13 protein-coding genes are annotated in these 17,762 nt (G+C 66.4%); 3 read left to right on the top strand and 10 right to left on the bottom strand.

Going from position 1 to position 17,762, the window contains the following annotated elements; all coding sequences use genetic code 11:
• Positions 1-191 precede the first annotated feature (191 nt).
• The 7 genes from ACOABP_RS22570 to ACOABP_RS22540 all read right to left on the bottom strand — a co-directional run bounded on the left by ACOABP_RS22570 (position 192) and on the right by ACOABP_RS22540 (position 7,510).
• Positions 192-1,286, bottom strand: coding sequence for a porin (locus ACOABP_RS22570; RefSeq protein WP_474230412.1), 1,095 nt, complete (start codon positions 1,284-1,286; stop codon positions 192-194).
• On the bottom strand, positions 1,273-1,551 hold the full coding sequence (locus ACOABP_RS22565) for a XapX domain-containing protein (RefSeq protein ID WP_066741022.1): 279 nt from the start codon (positions 1,549-1,551) through the stop codon (positions 1,273-1,275). Before ACOABP_RS22565 ends, ACOABP_RS22570 begins: the two co-directional genes overlap by 14 nt.
• Before the next feature lie 39 nt (positions 1,552-1,590).
• Positions 1,591-3,207 carry an MFS transporter gene (locus ACOABP_RS22560; RefSeq protein ID WP_474230411.1) on the bottom strand — a complete coding sequence of 539 codons (1,617 nt, stop codon included), beginning with the start codon at positions 3,205-3,207 and terminating at the stop codon, positions 1,591-1,593.
• Positions 3,204-3,638, bottom strand: coding sequence for a DoxX family protein (locus ACOABP_RS22555; protein ID WP_474230409.1), 435 nt, complete (start codon positions 3,636-3,638; stop codon positions 3,204-3,206). The genes ACOABP_RS22560 and ACOABP_RS22555 overlap by 4 nt, the downstream gene beginning before the upstream one ends.
• A gap of 48 nt (positions 3,639-3,686) precedes the next feature.
• Positions 3,687-5,558: an amidohydrolase gene (locus tag ACOABP_RS22550; RefSeq protein WP_474230408.1), complete on the bottom strand. Its 1,872-nt coding sequence runs from the start codon at positions 5,556-5,558 to the stop codon at positions 3,687-3,689.
• An 88-nt stretch (positions 5,559-5,646) separates the two neighbouring features.
• Positions 5,647-6,651 (bottom strand): alpha/beta fold hydrolase, encoded by a 1,005-nt coding sequence (locus ACOABP_RS22545; protein ID WP_474230407.1) that lies wholly within the window; start codon positions 6,649-6,651, stop codon positions 5,647-5,649.
• 172 nt (positions 6,652-6,823) lie between these two features.
• On the bottom strand, positions 6,824-7,510 hold the full coding sequence (locus ACOABP_RS22540; RefSeq protein ID WP_066741036.1) for a hydrolase: 687 nt from the start codon (positions 7,508-7,510) through the stop codon (positions 6,824-6,826).
• Positions 7,511-8,144: 634 nt separating this feature from the next.
• Here ACOABP_RS22540 and ACOABP_RS22535 point away from each other — a divergent pair.
• Positions 8,145-8,753, top strand: a complete 609-nt coding sequence (locus tag ACOABP_RS22535; protein ID WP_474230499.1) for a response regulator transcription factor — start codon at positions 8,145-8,147, stop codon at positions 8,751-8,753.
• A gap of 43 nt (positions 8,754-8,796) precedes the next feature.
• Here ACOABP_RS22535 and ACOABP_RS22530 read toward each other — a convergent pair whose 3' ends face one another.
• Positions 8,797-10,050: an Hsp70 family protein gene (locus ACOABP_RS22530; RefSeq protein ID WP_474230405.1), complete on the bottom strand. Its 1,254-nt coding sequence runs from the start codon at positions 10,048-10,050 to the stop codon at positions 8,797-8,799.
• Positions 10,051-10,671: 621 nt separating this feature from the next.
• Here ACOABP_RS22530 and panE point away from each other — a divergent pair.
• Complete coding sequence (gene panE / locus ACOABP_RS22525; RefSeq protein WP_474230404.1) at positions 10,672-11,595, top strand: 2-dehydropantoate 2-reductase; 924 nt, start codon at positions 10,672-10,674, stop codon at positions 11,593-11,595.
• A 2-nt stretch (positions 11,596-11,597) separates the two neighbouring features.
• Here panE and ACOABP_RS22520 read toward each other — a convergent pair whose 3' ends face one another.
• Both ACOABP_RS22520 and ACOABP_RS22515 read right to left on the bottom strand, forming a co-directional pair.
• Positions 11,598-13,736, bottom strand: a complete 2,139-nt coding sequence (locus ACOABP_RS22520) for a putative bifunctional diguanylate cyclase/phosphodiesterase (RefSeq protein WP_474230402.1) — start codon at positions 13,734-13,736, stop codon at positions 11,598-11,600.
• A 323-nt stretch (positions 13,737-14,059) separates the two neighbouring features.
• Positions 14,060-15,637 carry an EAL domain-containing protein gene (locus ACOABP_RS22515; RefSeq protein ID WP_474230401.1) on the bottom strand — a complete coding sequence of 526 codons (1,578 nt, stop codon included), beginning with the start codon at positions 15,635-15,637 and terminating at the stop codon, positions 14,060-14,062.
• Positions 15,638-15,856: 219 nt separating this feature from the next.
• Between ACOABP_RS22515 and ACOABP_RS22510 the strand changes: the two genes are divergently transcribed.
• Positions 15,857-17,755, top strand: a complete 1,899-nt coding sequence (locus tag ACOABP_RS22510; protein ID WP_474230400.1) for a bifunctional metallophosphatase/5'-nucleotidase — start codon at positions 15,857-15,859, stop codon at positions 17,753-17,755.
• Positions 17,756-17,762: the final 7 nt, after the last annotated feature.

The raw sequence follows: 17,762 nt of genomic DNA, 5'->3' as shown, positions 1-17,762 counted from the left end.
GCATAATCCCGCCGGGCCTGGCTCGACATCATACGGTGGTATTGCCGGTGTGCCGCCGACTGCGGACACCGACGCTGCAACCATGATCCGCGCGGAAACCGACAAGGATATTCGCTTCGGGCCCGCTCCGCCACGAATCGGAGCGAACCCATACCAAGGTATTAGTCACGCACGGTGCGTGGCATCGGGCCTCAGAAGTTGTGCCGCATGCCCAGGGCGAACGTCTGCGGATCGGCGCCGGCGCTGACGCCCAGCTCGTTGATGGCGAAGTCGTAGATCGCGTTTTTCTTGTTGTTGATGCGGCTGTAGAAGACAAAGAGCGCCGTGCGTTTCGACAGCGGATAGTCGTAGCCAACCGTAAACTGGGTGGCGCCGGTCTCCGGTCCGCTGCGGAAGAAACCGATCGTGTCGGTGGACGACCCGGTGCCATTGGCGGCCAGCGCAAAGCCCACGCGCACACTGCCCGGGCCCAGCTGCTGCACCAGTGACGCATAGTAGCCGTTGCGCTGCAGGTCGCCCGTGTCGGTGCGGTAGTGCAGGTGTTCGTAGAGCGCCGAGATACGGGTGCCCTTGAACAGCTGGTAGGCCACGCCTACTTTCAGTGCATCGTCATTGCGACCGGCCGCCTGGTAGTGCTGATGGATCTCGTACGCCAGCGTGGCATTCAGCGGGCCCTGGTCGTAGACCACGGCGGCCGAGTACAGCGCCGGGTTGCGCGGCACCGTGTTCTTCTCCTCGGGCAGGCCCCAGCCCAGCCAGACGCTGACGCCGGCCAGCTGCGGCGTGCGGTACTGCACGATGTTCTTCTGGCGGCGGTCGAACGAACTGGTGTCCTGCACGTTGTCGGAGCTGGACGTCGAGCCGTTGCCAATCAGCGCCATGTAGCCGGCCGTGGTCGGATAGTACGGGTCGTACGCCATGGTCGACTCGGTGTACGGCGTATGCCAGTGCCCCATGAACAGCAGGCCATAGTCACCCTGCAGGCCGATGCGCGAATTGCGCGTGGCGATGCCGCCCTGGCCGTTGTCGATCGACAGGTTGCTTTCGATCTGCCAGATCGCCTTCAGCGAGCCGCCGAGGCCTTCCTCGCCGCGCAGCCCCCAGACCGACCTGTAGTTGGTCTGGCGAACCACGCTGCCCAGCGACGTGCCGTCGGTGGCCGTGCTGGCGCGCGAATATTCGATGGCGGTGTTCAGCCGGCCGTAGATCGTCACGGAACTGTCGGCCAGCGCCGATGCGGGGGCGGCCAGAGCCGCCAGCAAGGCCAGCCCTTCAGTGCGCCGCATCGGTCTTTTCATCATTCTTGGCCGTCAGCGTGGCGGGTCCGGGCGTGCCGGTGATCTTCGGAACGCATTCGGAATGGAACCAGGCAACGGTCACGGGCTCGCCCGCAATCATGCGCTTGATCGGGGGCACCACCTGTTCGCCGATCAGCATGCCCAGCAACCCGAGCAGTGCCACGGCAGGCGGCGCGGGCGAGCGCACTTGCATGAGGGCATAGATGATGCCAACCAGCACGCCGGCGCCAAGGGAAACAAGGTAGATTTTCATGATGGTCTCGCAATACAACAACAGATATCAGGTCAGGGGTCAGCGCGGGGTGCCGGGCAGTCCCACGCCCAGCAGGTGCCGCACGCGCGGCGGTTCGCTTGCCACATGGAAGCCGGCCACGTCGCGCTGCAGGTCGGCATCGGCATTCGGTACCCGCCGATGCTGGCGCAGGTGTTCGGCCCATGATTCGACCAGGAACCATTCGGTCAGCAGCTCGGGGTTGGCCGGGTCTTCCATGACGCCCCAGTTGAACGCGCCGTCGCGCAGGCGTTCTTCCGAGAGGTGATGCACCGCGCGCAGGAACGCGTCGCGGTTGGCCGCCGGAATGCAGTATTCGATCAGGATCATTACCGGGCCGCGATCGTGGGCGATGTCGTCGGCCATCTCCGGCTCCGGCCAGTGGCGCGACGGCCCCAGGTCTTCCTCGCCACGCGGCAGGCGCACGCGGTTCAGCAACAGCGCCGCCACGACCAGCCCGGCCGCGGCAATCAGCAGCGCGTGGGGCGTGCCCAGTGCCTGTGCCACGAAGCCCCAGAGCAGGCTGCCGCCGGCCAGCGCACCGTTGAACACCATCTGATAGACGGCCAGCGCCCGGCCGCGCACCCAGTTCGGCAGGATGGCCTGGGCGGCGCCGCCCAGCGTGGTCAGCGCCAGGATCCACGCCGCGCCCAGCACCAGCAGCAGCGGCAGTGCCAGCCAGACCGGCGGTGCGAACGACAGCGCGGCCATGACCACGGCGGTTGCGATGGCGGACACCAGGATCACGCCGTCGCCATCCAGGCGTTTCTGGAGCGTGGGCATCGACAGCGCGCCGAGGATGGCGCCGGCGCCTACCGCGCCGAGCAATACGCCATAGAGTCCCGCGCCGCCATGCAGCAACTGCCTGGCTACCAGCGGCAGCAAGGCCCAGACGCTGCTGCCGAATGCAAAATGCACGGCGGCGCGCAGCAGCACGATATGCAGCTTGCTATGGGCGCGCGTGAAACGCAGACCGGCGCGGAAGGCGCTGAAGAAATGCTCGCGCAGCGGATCGCTCGGTTGCACGGGGCGCTTCCACCAGATCAGCGCGCCAACCACGAATACATAACTGATCAGGTCGGCACAGTAGGTGGCGGCCGCGCCAAACGCGGCCAGCAGCAGGCCGCCCATGGCCGGGCCGATGGCGCGGGCAATGTTGACGCCCAGGCCGTTCAGCGCCACGGCCTGGCGCAGTGTGTTGGCGGGCACCAGTTCGGGCACGATGGACTGCCAGGTCGGCCCCATCATCGCCGCGCCGATACCGCCGGCAAACGCCAGCGCAATCAGGATTTCGATCGTCAGGCCGTTCTGCCAGGACAGGAAGGCCAGCGAGCCGCTGACTGCCGCCAGCGCGATCTGGATCACGATCAGGAAGCGGCGCCGGTCCAGGATGTCGGACAGCACACCTGCCGGAATCGCCAGCAGGAACACCGGCAGCGTGGCCGCCGCCTGGATGGTGGCGACTGCGGCAGGCGACGACGACAGGTCGGTGGCCAGCCAGGCACTGGCGACATCGCGCATGAAGCTGCCGATATTGCCGAGGATCGTCGCTCCCCAGAGGACGGCGAACGTCGACTGGGCAAGTGGTGCGAAGGAGCCCGACGACTTGCCGGAGGAGCTTGCGGCAGCCTGCGTCATGCCCGGCTCCGGGTGCGCAGGTCATGCCAGGCCACCAGCAGGAAGCCGCCGACCAGGCCCAGGTGCTCGAAGAACGCGTTCATCAGCATGAAGTAGGCATCAGGCGGCGCGCTCCAGAAGCGGTTTGCCATGAACGTGGCGGCCAGCGTGAAGCCGGCCAGCGCCAGCGCGCCGAGCCAGCGGTACACGCCAAGCAGGATCATGGCCGGCGCGGCCAGTTCCAGCGCGATCGTGGCCGCGGCCATCGGCGCAGCGGGGCTCAGGCCAAAGTGCTGCATCTCGGCCACCGCGCCGGAGAAGTTCGACAGCTTGACGAGCCCGCCTTGCAGGTACGCCGCGCAAAGCAGCAGCAGGGCGATCCAGTGCATCCAGCGTGGCAGCCGGTGCGTGGTGTCGCCGGCCGCCGCCAGCGGGGAAGAAGTAAGGGGCATGACGGGTCTCCGGGTCAATGCAATGCGGATGGCTGAATGCAGCCGGCGTCAGAACGCCCAGCAGGAGCAGCCCAGCGCGCCCCAGAAGCTGCTTTCGTCCGACGTCGGTACGCTCGACGTCCATGCCTTGGCATGCGAGTGGCCGTGCACGCCGCACGAACTGGCGCAGGCGCAGGCCGTGCTCATCGCGAGCTGCCGGGCCTGAGCCGTCGGGCGCGGCTGGTACTGGCTGCCATGGCGTGCCGGCGACCAGTCCGGCATGGCCGGCGGAATGTCGGGCGAATGCGTGCCGAACTCGTTGTCGCCGTAGACCACCTTGCCGCCCAGCACCGTCATCACGGACGTGATGTCCTGGATGTCGTCGCCCGGCACGGCGAAGTAGTCGGCCGACAGCACAGCCAGGTCGGCCAGCTGGCCGGCCTTGATCTGGCCCTTCTTGCCTTCTTCGGACGAGAACCAGGTATTGGCCTCGGTCCACAGGCGCAGCGCGGTCTCGCGGTCGAGCAGGTTGGCCTGCGGGTACATCGACATGCCGCCCACGGTCTTGCCGGTGGTCAGCCAGTACAGCGATACCCACGGGTTGTACGAGGCGACGCGCGTGGCGTCGGTGCCGGCGCCAACTTTCACGCCCTTTTCCAGCATCTTCTTGATCGGCGGCGTGGCTTCGGCAGCGCGGGCGCCGTAGCGCTCGACGAAATACTCGCCCTGGTAGGCCATGCGGTGCTGCACGGCGATGCCGCCGCCCAGTGCCGCGATGCGGTCGATGTTGCGGTCGGAGATCGTCTCGGCGTGGTCGAAGAACCAGTTCAGGCCGTTGAACGGCACGTCCTTGGCCACCTTTTCGTAGACGTCCAGCGCGCGGTCGATCGTCTGGTCGTAGGTGGCGTGCAGGCGCCACGGCCAGCGCTTTTCGGCCAGCAGGCGGATCACGGGCTCCAGGTCGGCTTCCATCGACGGCGGCATGTCGGGGCGCTCGACGCGGAAGTCCTCGAAGTCGGCGGCGGTGTAGACCAGCATTTCGCCGGCGCCGTTGTGGCGGTACAGGTCATCGCCCTGGCCCGGCTTCACGGTCGACGTCCAGGTCTTGAAGTCGCTCAGTTCTTCCTTGGGCTTCTGCGTGAACAGGTTGTAGGCCAGGCGCACCGTGAGCTGGCCGTCCTTGTGCAGCTCCTCGATGATGTTGTAGTCCTCGGGGTAGTTCTGGTAGCCACCGCCGGCATCGATCACGCCGGTCACGCCCAGGCGGTTCACTTCGCGCATGAAGTGGCGCGTGGAGTTCTTCTGGTATTCGGGCGGCAGCTTCGGGCCCTTGGCCAGCGTGGCGTACAGGATGGTCGCGTTGGGCTTGGCCAGCAGCAGGCCGGTGGGGTTGCCGGCCTTGTCGCGGATGATCTCGCCGCCCGGCGGGTTCGGGGTGTCCTTGTTGTAGCCCACCGCACGCAGCGCGGCGCCATTCAGGATGGCGCGGTCGTACAGGTGCAGGATGAACACGGGCGTATCGGGTGCCGCGGCGTTCAGTTCCTCGATGGTCGGCAGGCGCTTTTCCACGAACTGGTGCTCGGTGAAGCCGCCGACCACGCGCACCCATTGCGGGGCGGGCGTGCGGGCAACCTGGTCCTTGAGCATGCGCATGGCGTCGGCCAGCGAGCGCACGCCGTCCCAGCGCAGTTCCATGTTGTAGTTCAGGCCGCCACGAATGATGTGCATGTGGCTGTCGATCAGCCCGGGAACGGCCCGCCGGCCATTCAGGTCGATCACCTTTGTCCTGGCAGCCGCGAGCTTCATGATCTCGTCGCGCGTGCCCACGCTGATGAAGCGTCCGTCCTGGATGGCTACGGCATCGGCCTGGGGGTTGGACTTGTCAAGGGTGGTGAACTTGCCGTTGACGAGGATGAGATCGGGAGTCGGGGTCGGTGACATGGCGAAAAGCTCCGAAGAGGCTGCCGCGCCAAGCGCGGCGGCCGAGGCGATGAATTGCCGGCGGGAAACTGACATGGGCTCAGGCGGCTCAGGCGTTCAGGAAGGCCAGCAGGTCGGCATTGACTTGATCGGCGTTGATCACGCACATGCCGTGCGATGCGCCCGGGTAGACCTTCAGCGTGGCGTTCTTCACGAGCTTGGCGGACAGCTTCGCCGAGTTGTCGATCGGCACGATCTGGTCGTCGTCGCCGTGCAGGATCAGGGTGGGCACGTCGATCTTCTTCAGGTCCTCGGTGTAGTCCACTTCCGAGAATTCCTTGATGCACAGGTACTGGCCCAGGATGCCGCCGGCCATGCCCTGCGCCCAGAAGGCGTCGATGGTGCCTTGCGAAACCTTGGCGTTGGGACGGTTGAAGCCGAAGAACGGCGTAGCCAGGTCCTTGTAGAACTGCGAGCGGTTTTCGGCAACGCCCTTGCGGATGTTGTCGAACACTTCCAGCGGCAGGCCGTTCGGATAGGCGGCGCTCTTTGCCATGGTCGGCGGCACGGCGCCGATCAGCACGGCCTTGGCGACGCGCTTGGTGCCGTGGCGGCCGATGTAGCGGGCCACTTCGCCGCCACCGGTGGAGTGGCCGATCAGCGTCGCGCCCTTGATGTCCAGCGCGTCGAGCACGGCGGCCAGGTCATCGGCGTAGGTGTTCATGTCGTTGCCCTGGGCCGGCTGGTCCGAGCGGCCATGGCCACGGCGGTCGTGTGCGATCACGCGGAAGCCCTTCTGCACCAGGAACAGCATCTGGGCGTCCCAGGCATCGGCGTCGAGCGGCCAGCCGTGCGAGAACACCACAGGACGGCCCGAACCCCAGTCCTTGTAGAAGATGCGGGTGCCGTCCTTGGTCGTCACGTAGTGACCCTGCTTCGACTGGCGGCCCGTGGCTGGCGCGGCTTCGGCGGCGGCCGGCGTCAGGGCGGCCATCGATGCCACGGTGGCTGCGGCGGCGCCCACGGTGCTGCCAACCAGCAGCTTGCGGCGCGATGCGTCGTGTTGTCCGGCTTGATCAGCTTGTTCGCGGGACTGGGGGGCGAGGTTCGACATGAGATTTCCCTGCAAAAATGGTTCAGTTTGTTTGAGTTATCGGCCTGGCGCGTTTCGGTGCTTTTTGCCGGCAGCGCTGCGATGGGGTGAACTTTAGCCGCGCGAATGCGGTGACTGCCGCACTCGCGCTGTACGTTTTATTCAAATAAATTGAATATCCGTGGGCTGACGGTCAGCGGGCCGGTACCGGCGCGATCGACTCGTGCGGCGTGGCGGTGCGCTGGGCAGCCTTGTGGACCATCGTGTAGGCGTAGTCGACGCCCATGCCGTAGGCGCCCGAGTGCTCCTTGACGAGCTTCATCACGGCGTCATAGGTGTCGCGGTGCGCCCAGTCGCGCTGCCATTCCAGCAGCACCTGTTGCCAGGTCACGGGTACGGCGCCCGCCTGCACCATGCGCTGCATGGCGTAGTCGTGCGCTTCCTTGCTGGTGCCGCCGGAGGCATCGGCCACCATGTAGATCTCGTAGTCGCCTTCCAGCATGGCGCACAGCGCGAACGTGGTGTTGCAGACCTCGGTCCACAGGCCCGCCACCACCACTTTCTTGCGGCCGTTGGCCTTCAGGGCGTCACGCACCTTCTGGTCGTCCCACGAGTTCATCGACGTGCGTTCCAGCGTCTTGGCGTCGGGGAACACATCGAGGATCTCCGGGTACGTGTAGCCCGAGAACGATTCGCTTTCCACGGTAGTGATGGTGGTCGGCACGTTGAAGATCTTTGCGGCCTTGGCCAGGCCCACCACGTTGTTCTTCAGCGCCTGGCGGTCCATCGACTGCACGCCAAAGGCCATCTGCGGCTGGTGGTCGATGATGATCAGCTGGCTGTTCTGCGGCGTCAGTACTTCGAGCTTCGGGTTGGACATGATGTGAATTCCTTGAGACGAAGGTTGGGGCGGGGCACGGACGGTGCAGCACATGCTGGCCCGTTCCGCGCCGGTTGCATCGAAGCTGTCATGCCTGGGGATGGGCACGATGCAACCCGACGCAAGACTAGACGGCGCGTGCGTATGCAGCCATTGGCCCATCGTATTAGGCGATCGTGTCTACGGATTAGCTGTCCGCGGCGGCTTTCGCGAGCGGGCTTGCCGGCGAACGCGCGAGCGCCAGGCAAGCGGCGGCCAGCAGGCGTGGGATCACGCCAGTGGGCAGGGCTGGGCATGGTCGATGGGGGCGATGGGGGTAACAATGCACGCGCAGGGTAGGTGTGCGCATGCGGCTTCGCCATACTCACTTGGTATAGGTATTGGCGAGCCCGACGACAAGCCTGGCCGCGCTGTCCACTCACACAATGGTATGAGTGGCGAAGCGGCGTATGCTGTGCTGAAATGCTGGGCGCGCCGGCAGGCATATTGTTGCCGTGCGCCCGAATTTCATCCGATTGCCGTCCGACGACACCCCGGTGCCATGGGCGGCATCCGCAACTTGCTCTTGGGCACCTTGGAGAACAGAGCCGTGACATCCCAGAACGGGGACCCTGCCGGTACCGCCGACGACGCGATGGTGCTGATCGTCGACGACGATGCCATGTTGCGCGCCGGCCTGGGCAATCTGTTCCGTTCGGTGGGGATGCAGGCGATGCTGTTCGGTTCGGCGGCAGAGTTGCTGGAGTACAGCCTGCCCGATGTGCCGTGTTGCCTGGTGCTCGATGTGCGCCTGCGCGGCCCGAGCGGCCTGGACCTGCAGACCCGCCTGGCCCAGATGGGCGTGCATATCCCGATCATCTTCATGACCGGCTATGGCGATATCGCCATGACGGTGACCGCCATGAAGGCGGGCGCCGAGGATTTCATGGCGAAGCCGTTCCGCGACCAGGACCTGCTCGATGCGGTGTCCGCGGCCATCGAGAAGGACCGGCTGCGACGCCGGGGCCTGCGCAAGGTGGAGGAGATTCGCGGCAACTATGCCACGCTGACGCCGCGCGAGGCGGAAGTCATGGGCATGGCCGTCTCGGGCCTGCTGAACAAGCAGATCGCCGGGGAAATCGGCATCAGCGAGGTCACGGTGAAAATCCACCGCGGCCAGGCCATGCGCAAGATGAAGGCCCGCACCTTTGCGGACCTGGTGCTGATGGCGCAGCAGATCGGCCTCTGCAAGGCCGAGCAGTAAGGCCGTCTGCCAGCGTCCCCGGCGTGCGCCCGTGCCGAGCGGATCAGCCGAACTTGCGCGCCGCGTCCAGGGCCAGGCCCGAACCGATACCGCCGAACAGATCGCCTTCCACGCGCCGCGCGCCAGGCAGCAGCCGCGCCAGTTGCTCGCGCAGCATCGGTACGCTGCTGGAGCCGCCCGTGAACAGGATGGTGTCCACCGCATCGGCCGGCACGCCGGCCGTCTTCAGCATGCCCTTGACCGTGCTGGCCGTCTTGTCGACCAGCTTCGAGATCGATTGGTCGAAATCGTCGCGCGTGACGTCCAGCGTCGTATCGGGGGCGATGCGCGCCAGGTCCATCGTGGCAAGCGGCGTCTCGGACAGCGCGATCTTGGCGGCTTCCACCTGGATCGCCAGCCAGTGGCCCGCGCGGTCCTTGATCAGCCGGATCAGGCGGTCGAGCTTTTCGGTTTCGGCCGCATCGCGATAGTTGTCCATCACGATTGCCCAGGCCTTGCGCGTGTAGACCAGGTTGATCGTATGCCAGCTGGCCAGGTCGAAATACTGGCCCGATGGCATCGCCTTGCCGTTGCGCAGCTGGCTGTTCAGGCCCAGCATCGGCATGACGCTGGCCAGGCTCAGCGCGCGGTCGAAGTCGGTGCCGCCGATATGCACGCCGCCATTGGCCAGGATGTCCTCGCGGCGGTCGGTCTTCTTTGCACGCTCGGGCGACAGGCGCACCAGCGAGAAGTCGGACGTACCACCGCCAATGTCGGCCACCAGCACCAGTTCCTCGCTGCCGATCCCGGCCTCGTAGTCGAACGCGGCGGCAATCGGCTCGTACTGGAAGGCGATGTCCTTGAAGCCCGCGTCGCGGGCGATCTCGGCCAGCGTGTCTTCGGCAAGCTGGTCGGCGGCGGCATCCTCGTCGATGAAGTGCACGGGGCGGCCCAGCACTGCGGCGCTGAACTGGCGGCCGGCGGAGCGCTCGGCGCGGCCCTTGAGCTCGCCGATGAAGTGCGACAGCAGCTTGCGGAACGGCATGGCCTGGCCCATGACCTCGGTGCTGTCGTCCATCATCGACGTACCCAGCAGGCTCTTGAGCGACCGCATCATGCGGCCCTCGTAGCCGGCCAGGTAGTCGGCCAGCGCGGCACGGCCATAGCTGACGAGCGGGTCCTCGGCGTGGAAGAAGATCACCGATGGCAGCGTGGCCTTGTCGTCTTCCAGCGACAGCAGCGTGGGTGCGCCGGGACGCAGCCAGCCGACGGTGGAATTGGACGTGCCGAAGTCGACGCCGCAAGCGTTTGAGATCATGGGAATGCAGGGGTTCAGGTGCAGCAGGGAGCAGGCGGCGCGCTTGTCCGGTGCCGGTTGGGGCGGATCGGGTGCCGCTGCGTGGGGCGCTATTGTAGGGGTTTTCCTCGCATGGGGTGGAAACCCGCAGCGCGGCATGCCATCGGGGATCACCCCATGCGGGTTTGTGCCAACTGTTCCGCACACCGGCGTTGCAGTCTACTGAAGTCGCAGGTTGCAGTGAGACCGGCAGGTACAAGAGTCAGTACCGGCCGGCCGTTTGGAAAACCGACTGGAGACAATACCATGGTGACCAAGCAGGACGAATCACGCATTTTCCGCGAACTGGTAGCGCTGGCCACGCTGGAGGCACTGGGCGGCGCGATTGCACTGGGCTTCGTATTCAATCTGCTCACATGACGCGACGCGAGGACGGGGGCCGCCACTGACGGCCCCTTTTTGCGTCCGCGCCACCGTCCCCGCTGCCGTCCCGTGGCACGTTCCCGCCTGCCTTCACGGCAGGATCTGGACTGCGCACGGCCTGATCCGCCCGGATCGGCGTGGCCTCCGGCAGCCTTGCCGGAACCCCACTAGAATGGCGCATCGCCCGGCAAGGTGCCGGGCCAGACCTGGGAGTCGAGGATGCGTATTCTGGTGGTCGGTGCCGGCGCGACTGGTGGCTATTTCGGAGCACGGCTATTGCAGGCCGGGCGTGACGTAACCTTTCTGGTGCGCGCGCGGCGGGCTGGGCAACTGGCGGAGCACGGACTGCGCGTGAAGAGCCCGCACGGCGATCTGCATATCGCCACCCCCCCGGTCATCCTGTCCGAGCAGATCACCGCGCCGTTCGACGTGGTGCTGCTGAGCTGCAAGGCGTATGACCTTGACAGCGCCATGGATTCGATCGCCCCGGCCGTGGGCCCGGACACCGTGATCGTGCCCCTGCTCAACGGCATGCGGCATCTGGACCAGCTCGACGCCCGCTTTGGCGCTGCCCGCGTGATGGGCGGCCGCTGCATGATTTCGAGCACGCTCGACGACCAGGGCACCATCCTGCATCTGTCGGCGTTCCACATCCTGTCGTTTGGCGAGCGCCCTTCGGGCAACAGCCCCCGTGCGCAGGCGCTGGCCGAAGCGTTCGGCAACGCGGGCTTCGACGTGCAGCGCAGCGACGCGATGCTGCAGGACATGTGGGAAAAATGGTTCTTCCTGGCCACGCTGGCGGCGTCCACCTGCCTGATGCGTGCCACGATCGGCGATATCCTTGCCGCACCGCGTGGCCGCGAGACCATCGCCGCCTTGCTGGACGAATGCGCCGCCATTGCCGCGGCCAACGGCTATCCGGTGCGCGAACCGGCGATGAAGCAGGCCACGACCACGCTGTTCACGGAAGGCTCGCCGATCACGGCGTCGATGCTGCGCGACGTGGAGCGTGGCGCCGCCATCGAATCGGACCAGATCGTCGGCGACCTGCTCGCGCGTCGGGGCAGTACCGAAGCGCCCGCGCTCGGCATGGCGCTGACCCACCTGAAGGCCTACGAGGCCCGCCGCGCACGCGGCGGCTGACGTCAGTCGGTGCCGGCTGCAATGCTGGCCGTGCTGCTGGCCGTGACCGCGCGGGCGCGCAGCCACGCCAGCAGGTCCGCTTCGGGCATCGGACGCGCCAGCAGGTAGCCCTGCATGGCATAGCAGCCGATGCCGATCAGCGTCTGCCGGTCGGCTTCATGCTCCACGCCCTCGGCCACCACTTCGAAGCCGAACGAACGCCCAAGGTTAAGCACCGCGCGCATCAGGTCCTGGTTGCGGGGCGAGCGCGCGATATCGGTGATGAAGCTGCGATCCACCTTCACGCAGGCCGCGCCAAGCTGGCGCAGCGCACCCAGGCCCGAATAGCCCACGCCGAAGTCATCGAGCGCAATCGCCACGCCGGCCTTTGCCATGTTGGCGAGCTTGCCCTGCACGGCCACCACGTCGAGCGCCACTTCCTCGGTAATCTCCACGGTCAGCAGGCCCGGTTCGATCTTGCAGGCCTCCAGTGTCGTCAGCAGCAACTGGTCGATTTCCACCTGCGCCATCTCGCGCGGCGACAGGTTGATGGCAATGGGAATCCGCTGCCCGCCCTGGGCTTCGATTGCCTTGGACAGGCGGCAGACCTTGGACAGCGTGGCGCGCAGCAACATCTCGGACAAGCCGGACGCGGCGGCCACCGACACCAGCTCCGGCGGTGGCACCCAGCCGTGCCGCGCGTGCTTCCAGCGGATCAGTGCTTCAAGGCTGCGCACCCGCGTGCCGCCTTCGGCAAAGATCGGCTGGAACCAGACTTCCAGCGTATCGTCGGCCAGCGCGCGCGGCAGGTCGCGCTCGATATCGCGCTGCATCTGCAGGTGCCGGTGCAGGTCGTCGTCGAACGTGTAGACGCTGTTGCGGCCCGCGCGCTTGGCCGCGTACAGCGCGGCATCGGCAAACAGCAGCATGTCGTCCAGGCTGATGTCCGGGCCCCGGCAGATGCCGATGCTGATGCCGATGGCGCAGAACTCGTAGCCTTCCAGCGGCTGGCGCACGGCCTCGATCAATCGCGCGGCCAGCGACGACGGGCATTCGTCGTTGTCGAACGGGTCGTAGAGCAGCATGAACTCGTCGCCGCCCATGCGCCCGGCCAGCATGCCGGGGCCGGCCACGGTCTCGAGGCGCCGTGCCACCTCGCGCAGCACGCCGTCGCCGGCCTTGTGCCCGAACGCGTCGTTGATGAGCTTGAAGCCGTCCAGGTCCAGCATCAACAGGCAATGCCGGCCGCTGGTGCCGTTGGCAAAGCGCTTGCTGGCCCGGTCGAAGAAGCCGCTGCGGCTTAGCAGGCCGGTCAGCGGATCCAGGCTGGCAAGCGTCCACATTTCGTCGGCCCGGTTCACCGCGTCGTCATGCGCGATGCGCAGCGAATCCTGGATCGCGGTGGCCTCGTTCTTGAGGCGGATCGAGTGCCGGATCTGCCGTTCACTTTCGAGCGTGCATCGAATGAGCGCGGCCAGGTAGAGCAGTGTGGTGCCGGCCAGCCAGTACTTGTCGAAATCGCCGTACCAGAACAGGCATGCGGCCGCCGACAGCAGCGGCGGCGTGATGAAACAAAGTGGAATGCGCGCGTACGCAAAGCCGTGGGTCACCGCGCCGGCCGTGATGCCGCAGACCACGGTCAGGTAGAACAGCGTCTGCGGCGACGTGTAGCCGTCGCACAGCACCGGAATGGCGGCCCATGTCAGGCCGGACAGCAGTGCCAGCGCGCAGTGGATGCGCAGATGGCGCGCCACCGTGCGTGCCATCAGGGCGTCGGCGGGCCGCGTGGTACCGGGAGCGCGGCCTACCGGCAACTGGCACATCCAGATCCGCAGCACGTTCCAGAGCAGGGAAATCACGAACCATACCGCCGCCGTGCTGCCGCGTCCGGCGTGCCAGGCCACGGCCAGCACGCTCAGGCCAAGGACGATATTGATCGGGATCGACATCCGGACCGTGCGGCGCACGGCCAGCAGCTGGTCGTGGCGGGTTTGCCAGGGCTGCGTGGTCTCGACGGGCTTGATGGGCCCGTTGCCGGGCTTGCCAACGGCTCCGCCGCCGACGCCTGCGCCGGTGCCCGCACCAATATTTCCGCCCGTTGCCCCGTCGGCAGCGCGCACGCCGGTCAGCGCCGCGCCCTGCGCACGTTGTGTGTTGTTCATGGGTTCATGCCCACCGCCGGTCGCTTGCCCCGGGGGCTGTGCGCCCCAGGGCCGGATGGCAGCCTTCCGCGTCCGGACTACCCGGTTCCTGCTTTTATTGATATCTGCCCTGCGCCGTGATGTTCGCCATCTTCGACGACAGGCTCATGAACCGTGGTGCCCCGTCAAACTCCGCCATGCCGGCCATGTCCCCGATGCCGGCAACGCGGAACCTTCGTTCCGTCAGGTGTTTGATCACTCAAGGCATGGTTGTTCGCTTTCGTTTGCGCGGAGGAAACGGCGAGTATAGGTCCAAACTGCCAGGCAGACGCCGGGATATCGGCTCAGGCTTCGACGGTGGACTGCCTGTGTTCGTGCCAGAACGCCAGGAATTCGGCCAGCGGCATGGCTTTGCCGAACAGCCAGCCCTGGCCGAACTGCACGCCGCGTTGCCGTAGCGCCACGCGCTGCGCGTCGGTCTCGATGCCCTCGGCCACCATGCGGATGTCCAGCGAGCGGGCCATTTCGATAATATGCGGGCCAACCGATTTCGAAGGCGCATCGGTTGTCATCGAGCCGACAAAGGCCTTGTCGATCTTGATGCCATCCACGTCCAGGTCCTGCAGGTAGGCCAGGCTCGAATAGCCGGTACCGAAGTCGTCGATCAGGATCGGATGCCCGGCCTTGCGGAAGGCGGCGATCATCTCGCGGCAGGCGGCGTCATTGGCAAAGCCGCGCTCGGTGACCTCGATCCAGATCTGCCCGGCGCGCACCCCGGTGCGGACCAGTGCCGCGCTGATGGCGGGCAGCGTGTCGTGCGCGCGGAAGTCGTCAGGCGACAGGTTGATCGACACGTGCATGGCCGGGTTGGCCGCCAGGTGCGGGCCCAGGTCCGCCAGCACGGCCTCGATCACGCACGTGGTGATGGCATGGATAGCGCCAACCGATTCGGCCATCGGGATAAAGCGGTCGGGCAGCACGATGGAGCCGTCCGGCATGCGCCAGCGCAACAGCGCTTCGGCGCCGACGCAGCGGCCGTCACCGAGGGCCATCACGGGCTGGTAGACCGCGAAGAACTCCTTGCGGCGGATGGCGTCGAGCAGCGTGTATTGCGGACTGCGCAGGCGCCGGCCCCAGCGCAGCATCAGCCAGGTAGCCAGGCCGCTGACCAGCAGCGCCACCGGCAGGCCGATGACCAGCAGTTGCCGCCAGGTGCCGGTCATCGTCTCGAACGGCTCGTAGGCCACCACGGCGAACGGAAGCTGCTGCGACACCTTGACGTCCAGGTAGCGGCCCCGGCGCACCTTGCCATTGAGCTTTTCAGCCCAGGCGCGCTGCAGCGTGGCTGTATCGGTATCGCCCCAGGTTGCCACCGCCTTGCCCGTGCGCGTATCGATCATGCCAAGACGAATCAGCGCATCGAGTGGCACGATGTCGATAAAGAACTGGGCGTGAACGATTGCCACATGCCGGCCCACGCGGAACTGCACGGCGGGTGGCGGATCCCTTGCGGCGTCGATGCGGTACGCGGCCTGCATCTGCGGCAGCGCGGTCCAGCGCGGATCCTGGCCCTCGATGCTGCGCAACGCTCCCGGGAACGATGACGAAGCGCACAGCAGTTGCTCGCCGTCGAGGTAGATGATCTGGCGCGCGTAGCGGTGCTGGAGATCGGCCTCGCGCATGGCGTCCAGGTGGGCCTGGCTGCAGGGTGCGCCGGTGAACTGGTCCGCCTGGCGGGCGGCTTCGACGGCATCTCGGGCCACCACTTCCACGCGCAGCAGCGCGCGTTCGGTGAACCCGTCCACCCGCTGGCGGAACAATTGCTCGGCCAACTCGCGGGACACCCATGTGGTGAGCGCTACCGGGCCGCAAACGCCCAGCGCGATCACGCAGAACATGAAGAGCCAGAGACGCCGGGTCATTGAGTCAGGGTGGATGGACTGCGTGGCAGCATAGCAGAACGATCTCCATGACAAATCTGATATTGCGCATGCAGCGACCGGTTGCCGGGCTGCCGCCCGGCCTCGGCAAGCCGCGCATTGACCGACGTCACGGCGGGGAGGGCGGTGGCTTGCGGCTGTAATGCCTGTGTCACCTGCATTGTCGAAGATACATTCTGATACACAACCTTCACATTGCCCGTGACACGCCAATCCAAACGCCAGGCAGGCGCGTATTCGCTGGTCCTGCTGTCCACCCTGTTCGCGCTGGCCGCATGCGGCGGCGACGACAAGCCGACGACTTCCCAGCCCCCATCGACGCAGCAGCCCGAGACCGCGAAGCCGCTGTCGCTGACCGTGCTGCACGTGAATGACCACCATTCGCACCTGGACCCGGAATCGGTCAAGCTGAACCTGAAGACGGCCGCAGGCGCCCGCGAGGCCATCGACGTCGAGTACGGCGGCTTTGCGCGCGTGACCTCGGCCATCCAGTCGCTGGCGGGTGCGTCGGCCAACGTGCTGAAGATCCATGCCGGCGATGCCGTGACCGGTGACCTGTACTTCAATATCAGCAACGGCAAGGCCGATGCCGAGATGATGAATACGGTCTGTTTCGACTCCTTTACGCTGGGCAACCACGAGTTCGACAACACCGACAGCGGCCTGAAGACCTTTATCGACTACCTGCACGCCGGCACCTGCAAGACGCCGGTCCTGAGTGCCAACGCGAAATTCGCCGCCACTTCGGCGCTGGCCAACGGCCCGGTGAAGGCGTCGACCGTGGTGGAGCGTGACGGGCAGAAGATCGCCATTATCGGCCTGACCGTCGCCGGCAAGACCAAGAACTCGTCGCGCCCCGATGCGGGAACCACGTTCGACGACGAGGCCGTGGCCGCACAGGCCGAGATCGACCGTCTCCGCGCGCAGGGCATCAACAAGATCGTGATTGCGTCGCACGTCGGCTATACCGGCGAACTGGCGCTGGCCGCGCAACTGAGCGGCGTGGACGTGATCGTGGGCGCCGACTCGCACACGCTGCTGGGGCCCAGGGCCACCATGGAGCCGCTGGGGCTGACGCCGGCCGGCGACTACCCGACCCGTGTGACCAGCAAGGACGGCAAGCCCGTCTGCGTGGTGCAGGCCTGGCAGTACAGCTACGTGGTGGGCGAGCTCAAGGTCGAATTCGACAAGAACGGCGATGTCACCAGCTGCCAGGGCACGCCGCACGTGCTGATCGGCGATACCTTCAAGCGCGGCACGGTGGCGGTTTCCGATGCCGATGCGGCCGCCATCCGTCAGGACATCGCCGCCAGCGGCGTGCTGCGGACAACCACTCCCGATGCGGCCGCTGCCGCGAAGCTGGCCGTCTACAAGGCCGACAAGGACGCACTGGGCACGCAGGTGGTAGCCACCGCCCCGGCCAACCTGTGCCTGCGCCGCGTACCGGGCACCAGGCGCGACGCCACGCGTTCCGTGCTGGGCGATATCTGCAACAAGGACGCCAATGTCGAAGCCCATGGCGGCGATGTCCAGCAGCTCGTGGCCCAGGCGTTCCTGGAACGCGGCAAGGCGTTCTTCAATGCCGATATCTCGATTCAGAACGGCGGCGGGGTGCGCGTCGACCTGCCGGCCGGCAACGTGACCGTGGGCAATATCTACAGCGTGCTGCCGTTCAAGAACACGCTGGTGCAGCTGAAGATGACCGGCGCCGAGGTGAAGGCTGCGCTGGAGGACGCCATGACGGCGGTGGTAGCCAACAACACGGGTTCCTACCCCTATACCGGCGGACTGCGCTGGAACGTGGACCTGAACCAGCCGGCCGGCGCGCGCCTGAGCCAGCTCGAAGTAAAAACCGCCTCGGGGTATGTGGCGCTGGATCTGGCCGCCACCTACAACGTGGTCACCATCAACTTCCTGGCGGACGGGCAGGATGGCTACACGTCGCTGAAAACCATCACCGGCGCACGCCGTACGGAAGTGGGCCTCGATTACGCCGAAGCGTTCCTGACCTACGTGGATAGCCTGCCCGGCGGCACGAAGCAACTCAACAAGCTGCCGGTGGCCGACTACAGCACGCAGACGTTCACCGACACGCCGTAATGCCATC

The organism is Cupriavidus sp. HE11, assembly GCF_056097175.1.
The sequence above is the reverse complement of the archived record's forward strand: the minus strand, read 5'-3'. Positions and strand labels throughout refer to the sequence as shown.